At 67.4% G+C, this 16959-nt stretch carries 16 protein-coding genes; 6 read left to right on the forward strand and 10 right to left on the reverse strand.

The genetic code is table 11. From position 1 onward, the window contains the following. Positions 1–29: 29 nt before the first annotated feature. From JQX13_RS31920 to JQX13_RS31930, 3 genes are all read right to left on the reverse strand, one after another. Positions 30–896, reverse strand: coding sequence for a hypothetical protein (locus tag JQX13_RS31920; protein WP_203403254.1), 867 nt, complete (start codon positions 894–896; stop codon positions 30–32). A gap of 98 nt (positions 897–994) precedes the next feature. Beyond that, complete coding sequence (locus JQX13_RS31925) at positions 995–1159, reverse strand: hypothetical protein (RefSeq protein WP_203403255.1); 165 nt, start codon at positions 1157–1159, stop codon at positions 995–997. Then, on the reverse strand, positions 1150–1374 hold the full coding sequence (locus JQX13_RS31930; protein ID WP_203403256.1) for a hypothetical protein: 225 nt from the start codon (positions 1372–1374) through the stop codon (positions 1150–1152). The genes JQX13_RS31925 and JQX13_RS31930 overlap by 10 nt, the downstream gene beginning before the upstream one ends. Positions 1375–1536: 162 nt before the next feature. Between JQX13_RS31930 and JQX13_RS31935 the strand changes: the two genes are divergently transcribed. Next, positions 1537–2829: a patatin-like phospholipase family protein gene (locus JQX13_RS31935; RefSeq protein WP_239013976.1), complete on the forward strand. Its 1293-nt coding sequence runs from the start codon at positions 1537–1539 to the stop codon at positions 2827–2829. A 12-nt stretch (positions 2830–2841) separates the two neighbouring features. Here the strand turns inward: JQX13_RS31935 and JQX13_RS31940 are convergent, their stop codons facing one another. The 3 genes from JQX13_RS31940 to JQX13_RS31950 form a co-directional block, all read right to left on the reverse strand. Beyond that, positions 2842–5427: a TonB-dependent receptor gene (locus tag JQX13_RS31940; protein WP_203403257.1), complete on the reverse strand. Its 2586-nt coding sequence runs from the start codon at positions 5425–5427 to the stop codon at positions 2842–2844. 49 nt (positions 5428–5476) lie between these two features. Continuing rightward, on the reverse strand, positions 5477–5788 hold the full coding sequence (locus tag JQX13_RS31945; RefSeq protein ID WP_203403258.1) for a hypothetical protein: 312 nt from the start codon (positions 5786–5788) through the stop codon (positions 5477–5479). Positions 5789–5942: 154 nt separating this feature from the next. After that, the gene (locus JQX13_RS31950; protein ID WP_203403259.1) at positions 5943–6230 is read right to left on the reverse strand and encodes a DUF6544 family protein; all 288 of its coding nucleotides are present in this window, start codon (positions 6228–6230) and stop codon (positions 5943–5945) included. Between the two features lie 168 nt (positions 6231–6398). Here JQX13_RS31950 and JQX13_RS31955 point away from each other — a divergent pair, with 168 nt between their 5' ends. After that, the gene (locus tag JQX13_RS31955; protein WP_203403260.1) at positions 6399–7670 is read left to right on the forward strand and encodes a tetratricopeptide repeat protein; all 1272 of its coding nucleotides are present in this window, start codon (positions 6399–6401) and stop codon (positions 7668–7670) included. Here the strand turns inward: JQX13_RS31955 and JQX13_RS31960 are convergent. Beyond that, complete coding sequence (locus tag JQX13_RS31960; protein ID WP_203403261.1) at positions 7577–8845, reverse strand: MFS transporter; 1269 nt, start codon at positions 8843–8845, stop codon at positions 7577–7579. The genes JQX13_RS31955 and JQX13_RS31960 overlap by 94 nt on opposite strands. 60 nt (positions 8846–8905) lie before the next feature. Between JQX13_RS31960 and JQX13_RS31965 the strand changes: the two genes are divergently transcribed. Then, positions 8906–9376 (forward strand): winged helix-turn-helix transcriptional regulator, encoded by a 471-nt coding sequence (locus JQX13_RS31965; RefSeq protein WP_203403262.1) that lies wholly within the window; start codon positions 8906–8908, stop codon positions 9374–9376. Positions 9377–9854: 478 nt separating this feature from the next. On the opposite strand, the gene JQX13_RS31970 is transcribed toward JQX13_RS31965, so the two are convergent. From JQX13_RS31970 to JQX13_RS31980, 3 genes are all read right to left on the reverse strand, one after another. Then, a complete protein-coding gene (locus JQX13_RS31970) occupies positions 9855–10175 on the reverse strand; it encodes a hypothetical protein (RefSeq protein WP_203403263.1) in 321 nt (106 codons plus the stop codon). Positions 10176–10392: 217 nt separating this feature from the next. Continuing rightward, positions 10393–11436: a sodium:calcium antiporter gene (locus tag JQX13_RS31975; RefSeq protein ID WP_203403264.1), complete on the reverse strand. Its 1044-nt coding sequence runs from the start codon at positions 11434–11436 to the stop codon at positions 10393–10395. Between the two features lie 98 nt (positions 11437–11534). Then, positions 11535–11891, reverse strand: a complete 357-nt coding sequence (locus tag JQX13_RS31980) for a sigma factor (RefSeq protein ID WP_239013977.1) — start codon at positions 11889–11891, stop codon at positions 11535–11537. 317 nt (positions 11892–12208) lie between these two features. Between JQX13_RS31980 and JQX13_RS31985 the strand changes: the two genes are divergently transcribed. The 3 genes from JQX13_RS31985 (at position 12209) to JQX13_RS31995 (ending at position 16793) form a co-directional block, all read left to right on the forward strand. Then, positions 12209–13948: a tetratricopeptide repeat protein gene (locus JQX13_RS31985; RefSeq protein ID WP_203403265.1), complete on the forward strand. Its 1740-nt coding sequence runs from the start codon at positions 12209–12211 to the stop codon at positions 13946–13948. Between the two features lie 555 nt (positions 13949–14503). After that, positions 14504–15604, forward strand: coding sequence for an ISL3 family transposase (locus tag JQX13_RS31990; protein ID WP_203403266.1), 1101 nt, complete (start codon positions 14504–14506; stop codon positions 15602–15604). Positions 15605–16142: 538 nt separating this feature from the next. Next, complete coding sequence (locus JQX13_RS31995) at positions 16143–16793, forward strand: hypothetical protein (protein WP_203403267.1); 651 nt, start codon at positions 16143–16145, stop codon at positions 16791–16793. The last annotated feature ends 166 nt before the right edge of the window (positions 16794–16959 follow it).

The raw sequence follows: 16959 nt of genomic DNA on the forward strand, positions 1-16959 counted from the left end.
GGGTGGCCCCGGGCACAACCCACGAGCCGCTAGAGGACCAGCGCCAGGCCGGCGTAGGGGCCAGCGAAGAGCTCGCGGTTGCGGTGGCCGTCCACGTGCCCCTGGTCGTCCAGGTAGATGGCGCGGTAGCCCCCGCGCAGCCGCACCGGTCCGAGCTCCACCGCCAGTCCCGCGTCCCCGTTGAGCTGGATGAAGGGCAGGGGCGTCAGGTTGGTGCTCGCCTCCAACTTCAGCGGACCCGCCAGCCGCAGCAGCGTGCTCGCGCCCAGCCCGGGGCCCACGAAGGTGACGTCCGGAGCGAAGGCCACGTCCAGGCCGCCGGACACGCGCACGCGCAGATTCTCGTTCGATACCAGCAACACGCTCGGCTTGAGCGCCAGCAGGGAGATGTGATCCCGGCCCGGCGAACCATCATCCGTCGCCAGGTTGAACATGTGGAGCTTCATGCCAAAGCCCAGCTGCTTGCCATCCGCCTGCAGCCCCAGCCCCATCGCATAGCCCTGCGCGACGAAACCCGCGTCCGCCGTGAGGTCCACCTGGAGGGGCTGCGCGGCGCTCTCCACCTGCGCGCTCGGGCGCGGCACCAGCCGGTTGCGCCACATCAAGTCGTAATACCTGCCGTAGTACGGACGGCCAGGACCCAGGTACGGCCAGGCCCACGCGGGGTCGTAGTAGTACCGGACCCACGGGTTGCCGTAGTACCCGTAATATCCCCCATACGGCCAGCCCTGGTACGGGTTATGCGGGCGGGGGTGGGGCCTGCTCCCGCCGTTGCTCGGTGTTCCAGGCGACGGCTGGGACGAGGGGCGTGATCTCTTGCCGAAGCGGGCCTCGGCGCTACCGGAGCCGAGTCCCACCAGCGACACGGCCAGAAACAGTCCCACTGATTTCCACATGGTTCTACTCCCGGGCGACCGGCGGCGAGACGCCTGTCCGGTGGGGTGACGAGAAGATCAACACACGTCCTGGCGGGATACTCCCGTCCCCGCGAGGCCTACCGCAGCAGCAGGAGCACGAGCGGCGGGAGCGCCACGCCTCCGACGAAGAGCGCCCCCCAGAGAATCGCCTGCTTGTTGCGCGCCCCATCCAGTGCGTCCATCACCTGGCCGTCGAGCTCCTTGTCGGCGAGCTCCTGGAGCCGGGCGAGTGTCAGCTCCACGGCGCCCTGATCGCGCGTCTGCTCTCCGACATGTAGGCGGGGAGCAGGGCGTAGACGACGTAGCTCCAGGGCTCCCAGGCGTGCGCGAGCAGCCCGGTGCCTCGCTCGACGAAGAAGGCCACGATTCCGAGGACGAGGCCGAGGGCCCCGAGCCCCAGCGCGCGTGAGGCGACGATGGCCGCGGCGCTGGCGCCGGCCTTGGTGAGCGAGGCCACGCTGAACGCTTTTCTCCGCGTGGAATCGGCCTCTGACTCCGCCTGCTGGAGCGTCGCCGCGGACTGGGACTGGTCGATCCCCTGCCTCCTGTGGACCTGAGTAGGACGGAGGGTCTCTCGCCGTCACATCGGCATCCGCCGTAGACTCTCCATAGAGGGGCCATGACCATGATGACCGGGCTGAAGACAGGTCTGGTGTTGGGCGGAGGTGCCGCACGAGGGGCCTACGAGGCCGGGGTGCTCTCCTATCTTCGAGAGGAACTGGAGCCGGAGCTCGGCCGGGAGCTGAGACTGGACATCCTGGTGGGCACCTCGGTGGGGGCCCTCCATGCCTGCTACCTCGCCGCGACGAGCGACCAGCCAGCCCGCCAGGGCCGGGGCATGCGGGCGCACTGGACGGGGATGAAGGTGGAGGAGGTGCTCCGGTTCGGAGTGGGAGACGTCTTCCGCATCCTGCGTGAGGCTTTGGGCAAGCCGGCGCCCCATCCGCGAGACATCCAGTACGGCGGGCTGGTGGATCCGCGTGGGCTGAGGGCCATCGTGAGCCGGGGCATTCCCTGGTTGGGGATCGGCCGCAACGTGCGCAGGGGCCACCTCGAGGCGCTCGCGGTGAGCACCACGCACGTGGGCAGCGGACGGGCCACGGTGTTCGTCCAGCGTCGCGATGGGGGAATCCCTTCCTGGGGGAACGATCCCTCCTACCAGGCCGAGGTCGCGCGCATCGGCCCCACCCACGCGCTGGCCTCGGCCGCCATTCCGGTCGTCTTCCCGGCGGTGCGTCTGCGGGGCCAATTGCACGTGGACGGAGGGCTGCGGCTGAACGTTCCGCTCAGCCCCGCGCTGCGGCTGGGCGCCCAGCGCGTCATCGTCGTCTCCTTGCGACACGAGGCGGTCCGCGCGCGGAAGCCGGAACCAGCGCGGTCGAGCAGTGAGCAGGAACGTGAGCAGGCCCTCGCGACCGCGCCCTTCCTCGCGGGCAAGATGCTCAACACGCTGATGATGGACCGCACGGACCAGGACCTGGGCCGGCTGCGGAGGCTCAACGCCATCCTCGAGGCGGGGACGTTGGCCTACGGGCCGGGCTTCGCGCAGACGCTCAGCGGGGTGCTGGAGCCCCACCGCAGCCAACCGCTGCGCTACGTGCGGGAGCTGCTGGTTCGGCCCTCGAGGGACATCGGCGCGCTGGCCGCCGAGTACGTCCGCACGCCCGAGTTCCGTCGCCGCAGCTCGGGTCTGGCACACAAGGCGATCCTCCGGCTGGTGGATCGGGATGCCTCGCACGAGGCGGACCTGGCGTCCTACCTGCTCTTCGATGGTGGCTTCGCGGACATCCTCATCGAGCTGGGGCGGCAGGATGCCCGGGCGCTGCGCTCGGAGTGGTTGCGCTTCTGGTCGGACGAGCCGCAGACGGTGGCGGAGATGGCCACCCGGCCTCCCACGGCGAGCGCGGCCTGAACGCCTGGCCACTCAGAAGGAGTACCGGAGGCCGAAGCGCACCCTGCGCGGCGTCTGGTATTGGAGCGGGAGGGCCTGGCGCTCATCCACGCGTGTCACCTCCTGGAAGTTGAACAGGTTGAACACGTCCAGGGACAAGGACACCACGTTGTCCCGACGAAGGCGGTAGCGCACCTCGAGGTGGGGATCGATGGAGTGGACCCACGGGGTCCTCTCCCCGGTCTCGCCACGGGGCAGCACGATCGGTGTACCCGAGCGGCCCTGGTAGGCCAGGCCGAGGTTCAATGACAGATACTTGCGGACGAGAAAGAGCTCCCGGGAGCCGAAAGCCTTGACGGAATGCGTGCGGTCTTCGGGCAGGAGCCCCATCGGGTTCTGGAACAGGGCGCCTTGATTCCCATAGAGGCGTGACCAGGTGTAGCTCGCCTGCGCGAACCAGCCATCCGAGAAGGCATGGCGCAACGCGACCGCCGCCGCGTCATGAGTGCGCTCCGCCTTCGGAAAATCACGGGCGGCCCCCGAGCCCGGGTTGCCCAGGAAGAAGGAGCTGCCATCGTCGCGGCTCAGGTTCTCGATGACCGAGTCCAGGCTTCGGTGGGTGTAGGTCGCGCTCAGGAGGGTGTCCCGTAGAACCTCGTACTCGATGCCCGCGAGAAGCTCGCTCGACGAGGTCGGGACCAGCTCGGAGACGCCGGGCGCTTCCAGGCCACCGAGGTTCGCCAGCTCGAACGGCATCTGACCGTGGTACTTCGCGTAATGGGCGAAGAGCCTCATCCATCCGTTGCGCAGCGGAGCCGCGACCAGAAGACCCACGCGCGGTGAGAGCTGGTGACGGAGCGCGACGGCCAGACGGCCTTCCTCCGTGTATACCCACTGCGAGTCGTAACGGATGCCCGCGTTCAGCGTGACCGGGCCTTTCCCGATGGTCCAGCTGTCCCGTACGAATCCCCCGAGGAGGTTGCTGGTGTAGCTGGCGCCGGCTCCGCCTCGCTCCCGCTCGTAGGCGAGGTGCTCCGCGTCCGCCCCTGCCTTGAGCAGGTGAAGGCCCCCGAGCGTCAGCGGCCAGGTGACCTGGACGTTGCCCTGGTAGCGGTCCACCCTGTCGAAGTCCACGCGGCCCGTGCCGCCGATGTCGTAGTCCTGGACGGCGCAATTCTGGAGTTGCTCGGCGGGGGTGGCACCGCAGTAGCGTTCCGCGTCCGGAACGATCTCGACCCCCGTCACGGGGCCCGCGTACGTCTCCCCGGAAGAGGGGCCCGCGCCAGGGTTGTCGGAGGGCCGGCTGGAGGCCGTCTGGAGGGACCAACCGAGGTTGGCGTCGAGAAACAATCCATGGTCCATGGACGAGCCGGCGTAGTGAAGGGCCGCTGTCGTGGTGTTGCCGGCGAGCTCTCGCGTTTCCAGGGCAAGGGGTTGTGAGTTGATGACCTCCCGGACCTCTCCGGTCAGCGGATCCACGGTGAGCCTGTCCGTGCCGCCCGAGCGGGTGGGCGTGGTGATGGCGGACAGGGACACGAAGTGGTTCGGGTCGATCCGGTATGTCAGCTTGCCCATTGCCTGCATGCCGCGCTCGTCGGCGAAGAAGGTCCGCGAGGTGCCAGGGATGAGCCTGCGCACGGAGTCGTCCTGGCCGGGCACGCGGGCATGGAGCTCGCGCGTGTGCTCCACGGAGGAGAGCTCCGGAACCACACCGGCGAAGAACCACAGTCTGTCCTTCAGGATCGGGCCCCCCAGGGTGGCGCCGAAGTCGCCCTGGTTCACGAGCACGTTCCGCCCGGAGATGGTCAGGCCGGGGGCGTGGACGGGCGTGGGCGTTCCTCCCAGGACTCCCGGAGCCCAATTACCGAACACCGAGCCGTGGAGCTCGTTGGTGCCCGATCGGGTCCGCGCATGGAGAATGCCTCCCGTGGCGCGGCCGTACTCGGCCATGTAGCCGCCGGAGCGGACGTCGACCTCCTGGATGAACTCGATGCTCAACGGAAGGGCGTTGAGCCCGCGGATCGGGTCGTTGGTGGAGAGGCCGTCCACCCTGTATGCGTTCTCGAAAGGCGAGGATCCGTTGATGGACACGCCATACGCGTCGCTCCGTGCGCCAGGGTCCAGCCCGGCGAGACCCTCGAAGGAGCGCGTCGCGCTGAACCTTCCGGTGGCCAGGTTCAGCGGAATGGAGGGAATGGCTCTCTCGTAGACGCTCAAGCCCGTGCCCGAGGACTCCACGTCGACGGGTGGCGGCCCGCACCCATAATCGTCCGAGGTGTCACCCGGAGGGAGCTCCACATCCACCTGGAGGGTCTGGTCCGGGAGCAGCGTGAGCTCCGCGCGAGAGGACGTCTCGAACATCTCTCGCTCGAACCGCAGGGTGTAGACGCCCGGAGGGAGCTCGGGGATGCGATAATGCCCCTCGGGATCCGTGACCACGACCTGCTCTCCCTGGACGTTGGGCGAGGTCGCGGACACGACCACGTCCGGGACGGGTTCCTTCGTCTCGACGTTGAGCACCGTTCCGACGATGGCGCTGTCCGCATGCGCCGCCACTCCAGATGTCAGGCTCGCGACCAGGACGACGCCCGTGGTCCGGTGCATCCGCTTCAGGTGCATGTCAGGACTCCCCCTGTCGAGAGGAGAACATGCCATGAAGGTGCGGGGTTCAGGTGGAGTAATTGCGCCGCATCACTCCCTGGCGACGGGGAGGCTCGGGTTGGCTACCGCGTCCGTGCTTCGACCACACGTCGATCATCAAGGAAAACACCAACCCCACGATGGGCCAGAGCGTCCATTGACCACCGAACCAGTGCTGCACGGCCGAGTACCAGAGCAGCGTGGTGGGCAGGAAGAGGAAGCCGAGGATCGGCCAGAGCAACGTGTCGAACATGCCGCGGAACCAATGGGTGAAGAACCATAGGACGAGCACCACCAGACGCGGGACGGCAAGCGCGAAGAGCGCAAACAGGACGGGCATGTTCGCCTCCAGTGAGGTTTGGCACGTATGTCTGCTCTACAAGCTGTAGAAGGTGTCTGGGGCCCGCCAGGCGCCAGGAGGTGACCAGCGGGCAGGCGCTCATTCGCCAGACGGGACTCCCGATGAGGCTGGGTTCCCTCGAGAATCCGCCGGGTCAGTCCTTCACGTTGAACTCGAGCGACTCGATCGTGCCCGTGACGTAGGTCAGGTCGCCGGCCGGCTCGTGCCAGGTCGCGCTGACGCGGGTGGCATACCGGATTCCTCCAGCCACGCGATAGTCCTCGAGGTGGGCCGACCAGGGAATCTTCCTCGGGGGCTCGCCATCCTGCCACCGGTCGTTCGTGTCGAACCGGACCATCTCGTCGGCGTCGTTGAAGTGGAAGGTGCCGCCCACCGTGATGCCTTTGTAGGTGAGCTCCGCTCTCGCGCTCCGCTCATCCACGGGTTGCCACTTTCCCGATGAAGCCGCCCGCCCGGAAATACCGCTGACAGGTATCGGGGTCTGTGATGGGACGCGGTGTCGTTGACGTGCATGGGCCGTCATCTTTCGTCATGAAAGGGCAATGAGCACGAAAGATGCCTGGAGCGATTCTTTGGACCGAGAGGCCACATGGCTCGTATCCAAGGAGGTCAGGTGGACGCCAATCGGGAATGCATCAAGGCGGTGCTGTGGGGGAGTGCCCTGACGATGGGCCTGTTCGTCCTCACGGGTTGCGGGACTTCCCATGGCTCGTTCCATCCGGGCAGCGCCCCGGGGCGGGAGGACTCGAAGCAGGCGTGCTCGGACGCCACGAGCTGCCGTGACACCCTGCGGGCACTGAGGGATGTCACGCCCCTGTCACCCTGCGAGCTGCGGACGCGGGCGGAGATCGCCAGCAGGGCCTGTGACCTGGGGGTGGCCGAGGGCTGCACCACGCTCGGGCGGATGGAGCCGGGCCACGCGCGCGACCTGTTCCAGCGTGCCTGTGAACTGGGAGATGGCGAGGGCTGCGCCCGAAAGGGTCTCTTCACGCTCCTGGGTGAAGGGGCTCTCCAGGACGCCTCCACGGGCCTGGCGGAGCTCCAGGCCGCATGTGACGCCTACCCACGTGCCGCGTGTGGAATCGCGGCCCTCGGGCTCGGCGAGGATGCACGTCGGCGGGGCAGCGAGCCGGAGTGGGAGTGGATCGCGCTGTTCGCGCAGCGGGGCTGCGACGCGGGAGACGGTCTCGCGTGTCGGCTCCTGGGGGACGCGTTCCAGGCGGGGCAGGGGGTCTCCCAGGACATGGGCAAGGCCTTCGAGCTCTATGCTCGAGCGTGTGAGGCGGGCAACGGCATGGCGTGTGCGGACCAGGGGATGATCTCACTCCGGTATGGCGCGGAAGAGGCCGGGGAGCTTCCTCGCGCCGACGACCTCTTCTCCCGGGGTTGCGCTCTGGGCTCCTCGGAGGCCTGCCGCCTTCTCGTCGTCGAGAGCCTCTCGATGCAGGAGGGCATGAGGGACGATGCCTCACGGCAGGCCCTCTTCCGTCAGGCGTGTGACCGGGGCGCGGCGATGGGGTGTCTCGCGCTCTATGATTCGCTCAGGAACCAGCCGCGCGCTCCCGGAGCGCCACTCGAGCTTCCGGGGCTCCTGAAGCGCGCCTGCCGGTTCGGAGAGACGCAGGCGTGCGAGTTCCTGGAAGACATCTCCCGTGTGTCCCAACGGCAATGTGGGGCGGGTTCCGCCAAGGCCTGTGGGGTGCTCGGGGCGCTCATGCTCAGCCAGCCCACCTTCGGGAGCGAGGTCGTGGATGGAATGCGAATCCTTCAGCGCGCCTGCCTGGAGGGTGATGCGTCGAGCTGCTCGCTGGTGCGCGAGCTGGCGCCCCGCTCGGATGAGTTGACGTGCCGTTCGGAGTGAGCTTCTCCCGTCAGGTGTCGTGTGGCCGCCCAGAACAGCAGCGCCACCGTGCTGATTGCCGCTCCGAGCGCGCAGACACCGAGCCATCCTCCCCACGAATAGACCAGCGTCGACGCGATGGAGCCGCTGGCACTCCCCATGGAATAGAAGACCATGTAACCGCCGACGAGCCGGCTGCGGGCCTCCGGCCTCACCGCGAAGATCATGCTCTGATTGGTCACATGGACCGCCTGTATCGCCAGGTCCAGGACGATGACCCCGATGATCAGCGCCCCCAACGAGACGTGGGTGAAGACGATCGGAATCCAGGCCGCCAGCATCAGTGCGAGAGAGAGGCCCGTCGTCCGTTGGCCCTGGCCGCGGTCGGCCAGGCGTCCCGCGCCTCCAGCCGCGAGCGCCCCCGCCACTCCGGCGAGGCCGAACAATCCGATCTCCGTATGGGATAGCAGAATCGGTGGCGCGCTGAGCGGCAGGACCATCGAGGTCCAGAACGTACTGAACGTGGCGAAGATCAGCAGCCCGATGACGGCGCGGATGCGGAGGACCGGCTCCTCGAGGAACAGTACCAGCACGGAGCGCAGCAGGGCCGGGTAGGAGGGCACCTCGCTCCCTTTCTCCTGGCGCGGAAGCGTCCGGGACAGCAACGCCGCCATCAACAGGGTCAGCATCGCCGACGCGAGGTAGACGGAGCGCCAACCGCCGAGGTCCGCGAGCACTCCGGAGACGAATCGAGCCAGGAGGATGCCGATCACCACGCCGCTCGTGACCGAGCCGACGACCCTCCCACGTTCCGCTGGCTCGGCCAGGGCCGCCGCGAAGGCAACGAGCACCTGCACGACGACGGCGAGCAGGCCGACAACAACCATCCCCGCGAGCAGGACGGTCGCCGTGGGGGCCTGGCTCACGAGGAGCAACGCCATCGCGGAGAGCGTGGCTTGACCGACGATCAGCCGGCGGCGATCGAGCAGGTCGCCCAGCGGCACGATGAAGATGAGCCCCAGCGCGTATCCCATCTGGGTCACGGTCACGACGATGCCGATGGACGCGGGGCTGATCGATAGATCTCGCGCCATCACATCGAGCAGCGGTTGCGCGTAGTAGATGTTGGCGACACTCAGCCCGCATGCGACCGCGAAGAGCAGGACGACTCCTGGTGACAGCCTGGTTTGTGTCATGGGGTTCCATCATCGAACCAGTTGCGCGGGAGTCTGTCCAGTTCTATCTTGGAACCAGATATGAAGCGTACCAGCCTCGAAGGAGCGGCTTGCCCGGTTGCGCGATCGCTGGATATCATCGGCGATTGGTGGTCTCTTCTGATCATTCGCGATGCCTTCGACGGCATGCGCCGCTTTGGCGAGTTCCAGAAGAGCCTGGGCGTGGCGAAGGGAATCTTGGCGACGCGCCTGCGCAACCTGGTGGCCATGGGAGTCCTGGAGCTGGCGCCGGCCTCCGACGGCAGCGCCTATCAGGAGTATGTGCTGACGGAAAAGGGACGTGGCCTCTTTCCTGTCGTGGTGAGCTTGCGCCAGTGGGGCGAGGAATATCTCTACGAGCCCGGCGAGCCCCACTCCCTGTTGGTTGATAACGAAAAGGGTGAACCCGTCGGCCGGCTGGAGCTGCGCTCCAGGAGCGGGCGCGCCCTGGGTTGGGCGGATACCACGGTCAAGAAGCTCCCGGTTTCGTCTTCGAAGCGGTCTCGTCGCTGATTCTCAATCCATGGAAGTGGTGTCGAATTCAGTCAATTTGCGATATAGTTGGGCGGCAGCACCGAGGCCTTGGCATCCTCTTGTCTTTCTGCTGGATGGCCGCGCTGGCCTTTCCGCTCTCCACCCGGGCCTGGTAGCCCACCCTTTCTCCGCCCACCCAGGAGCATTACCCCGTCGCCGCTGGCGGCCGGGAGATTTCCCTCCTCGCTGGACGTCAGGCCTATGTCGACTTCGGGCCGGGCTTCGCCAACATTCAGATCACCGGTACCTGGACGCTCTGGCGTCAGTGGGGCCGTGCCGCGCAGACGCCGCTGACCTACTGGTGGTCCAGCTCCAAGGACAACCTCTTTGACAACGACGATGGGGCCGAGTCCACGCCCGGCTTTGGCTTCATCACGAAGATTCCTCCCACCAATCCGACCAGTGATCACGTCTGGCATCGCGACTACAACGGCACGGGCCTCACGCCGAAGCGCCGCTACCTCATCATCTCGGCCCCAGCGAGCAACACCAACGCTCGCTCGAGCTGATCGACGAGGTGAACTGCGGCGACGCCAGCGATCCGCACGCCTTCCAGCAGTTTCCGACCAACGCCAGCCGCATCGAAACCGTGCTCGGCCGTCCGGTCCGCGTACTCCCGAATGACACGCCGGGCCGCAAGTATTTCGCCTATCGGGTCGGCTACGGGAAGGGCCTCGTCGCGGGCAAGGCCTATGTCCTCTCCGTGGAGTACCCGGACGACGTGCCGCGCACGATGATCATCGCCAACAATGGCGCGGAGTACACCCGGGCCTTCCATACGGCTTTCATGCTCAGCCAGCCCATCTTCGGGAGCGAGGCCGTGGATGGAATGCGGTTCCTTCGGCGCGCCTGTGGGCGCACCGCTCCACCAGTCCCTCCTTCCCTCACCCTGCGTGCGGTCCGCGCGGCCCAGGGCACTCCGCGGGCCAGCCTCACCCGTCCAGGCCGCGTCTCGTTCTCGAGCCCCGCTTCGAGTTCTTTGACACCCTCTCGGCTCACCCGCTCGCCAGCACCACCGCTCCCACCAGGTAGAGAACCACCACGGCCAGGCTCTCGCCCGCCCAGCTCCGCATGCGCTTGCGGCGGGAGCGCAGCATGCCGAGCAGCAGCACGGAGAGGAGGAGGTGGGTGAGGAGGAACATCTGCAGCATCTTCGGGGTGAAGCGCGTGAAGAGGGAGCCGTCCCGATAGCCCACGTCGGACGCGGCCAGGAAGAGCACGTCGAAGCAATTGCCGCCGAGGATGTCACCCGTGGCCAGATCGTACGCGCGCCGGCGCACGGCCCCCAGCACCGTCACCAACTCCGGCAGGGAGGTGGTGATGGCCGTGAGCAGCCCCCCCACGGCCGTCTCCGAGAGCCCGGTGCGTTGGACGAGTGAGAGGCCCACCTGCCCGATGCCCCACCCGGCCAAGGTGGTGAGGGCCGCGTCCAGGGCGAAGGCCCCCCACAACCGGCCGGTGGAGGGACCCTGGTCGGGCTCCTCCCTCGTCTCCTCCTCGTCCTTCGCCTCCGCCGGGCGCTCCGCGTCGTGGATGGTGCGGTCGTCCGCGCCTCGCATGAAGTGCAGGCCGGAGAGGTAGGCGAGCAGCAGCACGAGCGACACGGGGCTGATGCTCCAGACGGCCAGGGGAGGCGCCAGCGCACCGAGCAGCGCGAGCGTGAGCAGGCCCATCTGCAGCACGCCCTGGTAGAGGGCGGAGGGCGAGGCGCAGCGCACCAGCAGGTTGGCGCGGTTGCGGGAGGTGAGGTCCGCCACGGCGAGGAAGGCCGTCTGTACCGCGATGCCTCCGATGGTGTTGCTGATGGCCATCGTGGGGGCCCCGCTCGCGGCCGCGGTGATGGAGGTGGTGATGCCCGATAGGGAAGTGCTCGCCCCGATGAACACCGCTCCCATCAGCGTCTCACCCAGCCCCGTCCGGTCCGCCAGTATGTCGGCCGTCTTCGCCATGTGCGTGCCAGCGAACCCCACCACCAGGGCCAGGCCGGCGAAGAGCACGAGCAGCCATACGAGTGACAGGCCAGAGAGCAATGCCTGCATGGCCGCACTATCTGTCCATCGCACTCATGTCCGGCCCGGTGAATCGGGCCGGGCGTCCTCTGCTGAGCACCCCGCGCTTCGGGGGTGTGCGGTGGTCATCACCCCAGTGGTGGGTGACAAGTCCGCGTCCAATCCCGCGAACCTGGGGCTGGACCGAGGCGGAAGCGCGACGCTGGTGAGCGTGGGCCTGCCCCGGTTCTGTGGCGCTTTCGGCGGGAGGCGGAGGCCCTGGACCGGGTGCTGGCGAGGCAACACCCGTAGCTGGCATTCGTCAGCCGCGTCTGCCGGCGCCATCGGTCGACGGCCTTGAAGCGGCCGGTCGAAACCAGCCAGGCATAAGGATTGGCCGGGATTCCTTCGCGCGGCCACCGGTCCGCTGCGGCGGCGAAGGCTTCATGAAGCGCCTCCTCCGCCGCATCGAACCCGCCCAGAAGGCGGCTCAGTGTCGCCAGCACGCGCCGCTTCTCGGTTCGGCCTGTCCGACGTCGCAGGACGAGGAGGCAGGTTTGCTGCGTAACAGATTTGTGTCAGCACGCCGGATTCCCGAGTCGTCGGGAATGGCCTTCTTCAAAACAGGGAATTCGCCCCGATACGCAGAACGCGTACGGGTGGCCATGCTCTTCGGAAAGAAAGCGCCGCCCACGCGATTGGAGCAAACCACGGCTCCCGGTGAAGAAAGCGCTCACCGGGGAAGCCGCCAGGAGGACGAGGGAATGCTCCTCGAGGCGGGAATCCCCGCCCATCCGGGTATGCTACGGTGCCTCGGGTGTCCATGCCACCCCCTTCCTCCGTGACGGTTTCGCCGCCCGGATCCCCATCCTCTCGTCAGCGCCGCCTCCACCTCGCCCTGGTCTGTGTCTGCGCGGCCCTCGCCTACGCCAACACCCTCGGCAATCGGTTCGCCTGGGTGGATCTCCTGCTCATCGAGTCCAATCCCTGGATCCGGGACTTCCAGCATCTGGGCGATATCTTCGGCTCCGACCTGTGGGCCTTCATCCCAAGTGCGGGCCTGAGCCGCAACTACTACCGGCCTCTCGTCCACGTCACCTTCCTCCTGTGCCACGCCATCTTCGGCCTCCAGCCCTGGGGCTACCACCTGCTGCTCCTCGTGGGGCATGCGGCCGTCTCCGCGCTCGTCTACCTGGTGGGCTTGATCTTCTGTGCACGGCGCCAGTCCGGTCCACTCGCCGCGCTCGCCGCGGGATTGCTCTTCGCCGTCCATCCCATCCACACCGAGTCCGTGGCGTGGATCAGCTCCGTGAACGATGTGGCCATGACCCTGGGCGCGCTGGCCGCGGCGTGGTGGATGATGACATCCGGGCCCGGACTGACCGGACGCTGCCTCCTCGCGGGCCTCGCGCTCTTCTTCGCACTGCTCTTCAAGGAACCCGCGGTGCTGCTGCCCGCGATGGTGTTCGTGTATGACTTCGTGGTGGGCAGCCGGGCCTGGAGCCTCCGTCAATGGATGGGCCGTTATGCCCCCCTGCTCGTGGCGCTCGTCCTCTACGCGGCGCTGCGACTGCCCGCGCTGTCGGGCGCACCGCGAACGCTCCATTACATGAGCCTCGGGACGTGGGGGTTGATCCTCAACATCCTACCCCTGCTGGCCCAGTACCTCGGCGGACTCGTCCTGCCGCTCGAGCTCAACGCCGTCCATGTCTTCAAGCCCATTACGTCGCCCGCGGATCCTCAGTTGATTGCGGGCGTGGGCGCGCTCGCAGGGCTCGTGGTCGCGGCGCTCCTCCTCTGGCGCCGGGCCCCCACGGCGTTCGTGGCCCTGGTCTGGTGTCTGCTCGCGGTGGTGCCGCAGCTCTACATCCCGGTGCTCGGTGTCAACGCCTTCTCCGAGCGCTACCTCTATCTGCCCTCGGTGGGCTTCCTCCTCCTGGTGGGCTGGGTGCTCGAGGAGTTGGAGCGCTGGCGGCCCACGGCGAGGCCGTGGCTGCTCGGAGGGCTGGCCATGGTGGTGGTGGCAGGGGGCGTGGCCACCGCCCTGCGCAATCGGGTCTGGTACGACAACCTCACCCTGTGGAGTGACACCGTCAGCAAGTCTCCCGAGGAGCCCTCCGTGCAGGCGGGAATGGGCTCCGCCCTGCTCAAGAGAGGCATGCCCACCGAGGCCATTGCGCACCTGGAGCTTGCCCGGAAGAGCAACCCCGAAGTGCTCAGCGATCTGGCGGTGGCCTACGCCCAGACAGGACGGCTGCTCGAGGCGGAATCAGTCCTGCGCGAGGTGATCCGGTTCGAGCCGGAGAATGCGGGCGGCTGGCTCAATCTCTGTCTGGTGCGCAAGAACCTGAAGCAACTGCCGAGCGCACTCGAGGCTTGTGAGACCGCGGCCCGGCTGGAGCCGCGCCTCCCCGAGGTCCGCACCAGCTTCGGACAGCTCTTGTGGCTCCAGGGTCGCGTCAGCGAAGCCGAGCAGCAGTTGCGGGAGGCGTTGGCCTTGAATCCCGATTTCGCGCCCGCCCGCCGCCTGTTGGAGCGCATCGTCCGGGACCGGACGCCCTGAACGTCTCGAAGTGGATGCAGCTGCGTGCACGTGGAGGTCGCCTTTCCTGGTCCGCAGCCCTCGTCCGCCACGGCGCACTTTCGCGCCATGGTCCATGAAGTCGCCGGGGGGCACGTGGAGCGGGCTGGGGCGAGCTTGCTTCCTCCTCGAGCAATCCGAGCACGTACGCCTTGGGCGCTCGATCACATCCAACACGCATCTCCTCTTCCAGTTGGAGAGAAGGTTTCGTCCCAGGGGGACTGGGGGTTAAAATGTCGGGATCTTCTGTAGCTGAGGTGGGCGCGACAGGATGGACGGAGGGTCTCCGGTGAGAGATGGGAGAGGGGCAGTCGGAAGAAGCGGCTGTCACTCTCGCGAGAGCGCTGGTCGCCGAGTTGCAGTGCGTGCCGCCCCTGCGAGTGCTGGCGGGGAGGCGGGGCGTGGCGGGGCCGAGGCTGCGGGAGGTGCTGGGGCGCGTGTTGCGCATCCAGGGGTTGAGTGTGAGAGGGGCCCGGCTCACGTCCAGAGGACTGGAGGTGGAGGTGCGTCCGCGCCAACGCAAGCCGCGCTGTGGGGGTGTGCGGCCGTCCGGCGCCCGGCTACGACACGAAGCCTGGGCGCCTGTGGCGGCACCTGGCGCTGGGACAAACCATCTTCTGGCTGCATTACGCCCCGCGCCGAGTGCACTGCCGCGAGCATGGGGTGAGAGTGGAGCGGGTGCCCTGGGCGGCGCACGACTCGAGCTTCACGCGGGCCTTCGAGGAGCTGGTGGCCTGGCAGGCCCAACGCCTGGACAAGTCCTCCATCTGCCGGCTGCTGGGCATCAACTGGCGCACGGTGGGCACCATCATCGAGCGTATTGTCGAGGAGCGCCTGTCGCCTGGCCGCCTGGAGGGGCTGCAAGTCATTGGAGTGGACGAGCTGGGCTGGAGAGCCGGGCACAAGTACGTGAGCCTGGTGGTGGACCACCTGCGCTCGCGAGTCGTCTGGGTGGGAGAGGGGAAGAACGAAGAGACACTCAACGCCTTCTTTGACGAGTTGGGAGAGGAGCGGACGAAGGAGTTGACGCACGCGACGATGGACCTGTCGGCGGCCTTCAGCAAGGCGGTGAGCGAGCGGGCCCCGCATGTGCGCAAGGTGTTCGACCGGTTCCACATGCAGAAGCTGGCCAACGAGGCGCTGGATACGGTGCGCCGGCAGCAGGTGCGTGAGCAGGCAGGAAGCGAAGAAGGCAAGGCGCTCAAACACAGCCGCTGGGCGCTGCTGAAGAATCCGTGGAACCTGACGGTGCGCCAGGGAGAGAAGCTCAGCGAGTTGAAGAAGACGAACCAGACGCTCTACCGAGCCTATCTGCTCAAGGAGAGCCTGGCCCGGGGCATGGACTACGTGCAGCCCAAGCGGGCCTCGGAGCACCTGGACAAGTGGTGTCGATGGGCCAGCCACTCCAGGCTCGCCCCCTTCGCGAAGCTGGCGAAGACAGTCCAGCGGCACAAGGACGGCATTCTCTCCTACGTCGAGACTGGACTGAGCAACGGAGTGGTAGAGGGAATCAACAACAAGATTCGGGCCATCATCCGCCGCGCCTATGGCTTGCGCAGCCCGAGGGCCCTCAGGGCGATGATACTGCTGTGCTGCGGAGGCATGGAGTTCACCCCGCCGTTGCCAACAGCAGCGTAGCCCCTCGCGGTAGAAGCAGGCGGCTGGGAAGGACCCCCGGAGCGCCGACAGATTCAACTGCCACCCGGCCAGCAGGGCAGCAGAGCCAGGCGCTCTGTCATGCACGGATGCGGCTTTCTGGCACCATAGGTCGTGCTCCCTTCTCATTCATGGTTCGAGCTCTCGCGGGGACTCCAGCCCCGTCGCCCTCGCTCGGCGCCGCACGCCCTCCGTGCTCATGTCCTCCCCATGCGCACGGCATCGGGTCGACAGTCCTGCCCACTCGACGTACCGTAGAGCCATTCCTGAGAGGTGACATCATGATTGGGCAGCACCGAGGCCTCGGCATCCTTCTGTCTTTCTGCTGGATGGCCGCGCTGGCCTTTCCTCTCTCCACCCGGGCCTGGTCACTGGCCGGAGAGGATCAGGTGATTCCCGTGGCCGGAGCCGGGGCCGCGACAGGCTCCCCGTGGTTTCCGCTGGAGGACGCGTTCGACGATCAGCCCACCCTCTCTCCGCCCACCCAGGAGCGCTACCCCGTCGCCGATGGCGGCCGGGCGTGTTGCCGCCGCCCGCTTTTGGCACTCTCAAGCTGATCGACGAGGTGAACTGCGGTGTCTCCAGCGATCCGCACGCCTTCCAGGAGTTCCCCACCAACGCCAGCCGCATCGAGACCGTGCTCGGCCGTCCGGTCCGCGTACTCCCGAATGACACGCCGGGCCGCAAGTACTTCGCCTATCGGGTCGGCTACGGGAAGGGCCTCGTCGCGGGCAAGGCCTATGTCCTCTCCGTGGAGTACCCGGACGACGTGCCGCGCACGATGATCATCGCCAACAATGGCGCGGAGTACACCCGGGCCTTCCATACGGGCAACACCGTGGGCGATGCGTTGCTCCCGCCGTACGTCAACCCGAATCCCGAATCGCTCGATCTCCCGCAGACAGGTACCTTCCAGACGTGGCAGTCGCTCTTCCACCTGCACGACCGCTACCCGAGCATCAAGCGGCCGCGAGACACCGAATTCCCCCGCGACCTGACGCCAGCCGATGGCCTCTGGGTGATCGTCGCGCAGTTCCGCCCGGAGGACGCTCCGCTCTCGCGTGGCGCCGCGGTCGCGAAGATCCGCCTCTACGAAGCGCCGGCAGCCCCGGACTACTACGCACAGGTCCGTCTGCCCCCCACGGGCCCAGGATTGATCCAAAGTCCATAGGAGAGGTTTTGAAGAGGCGGAGAGCAAGTCCAGACATTCACAGGCAAAGAGGGAGCATCCCTCCGGACGGCGCCTGAAAGAGGGGCGCCGTGGAAGGACAGGAGTGAAGGTACACAGGCCGAACAGCCAGGGGAGAAGAGGCGCGGGAAGGCCGGAGCGGGAGCAG

The organism is Archangium violaceum, assembly GCF_016859125.1.
GTDB lineage: Bacteria > Myxococcota > Myxococcia > Myxococcales > Myxococcaceae > Archangium > Archangium violaceum_A.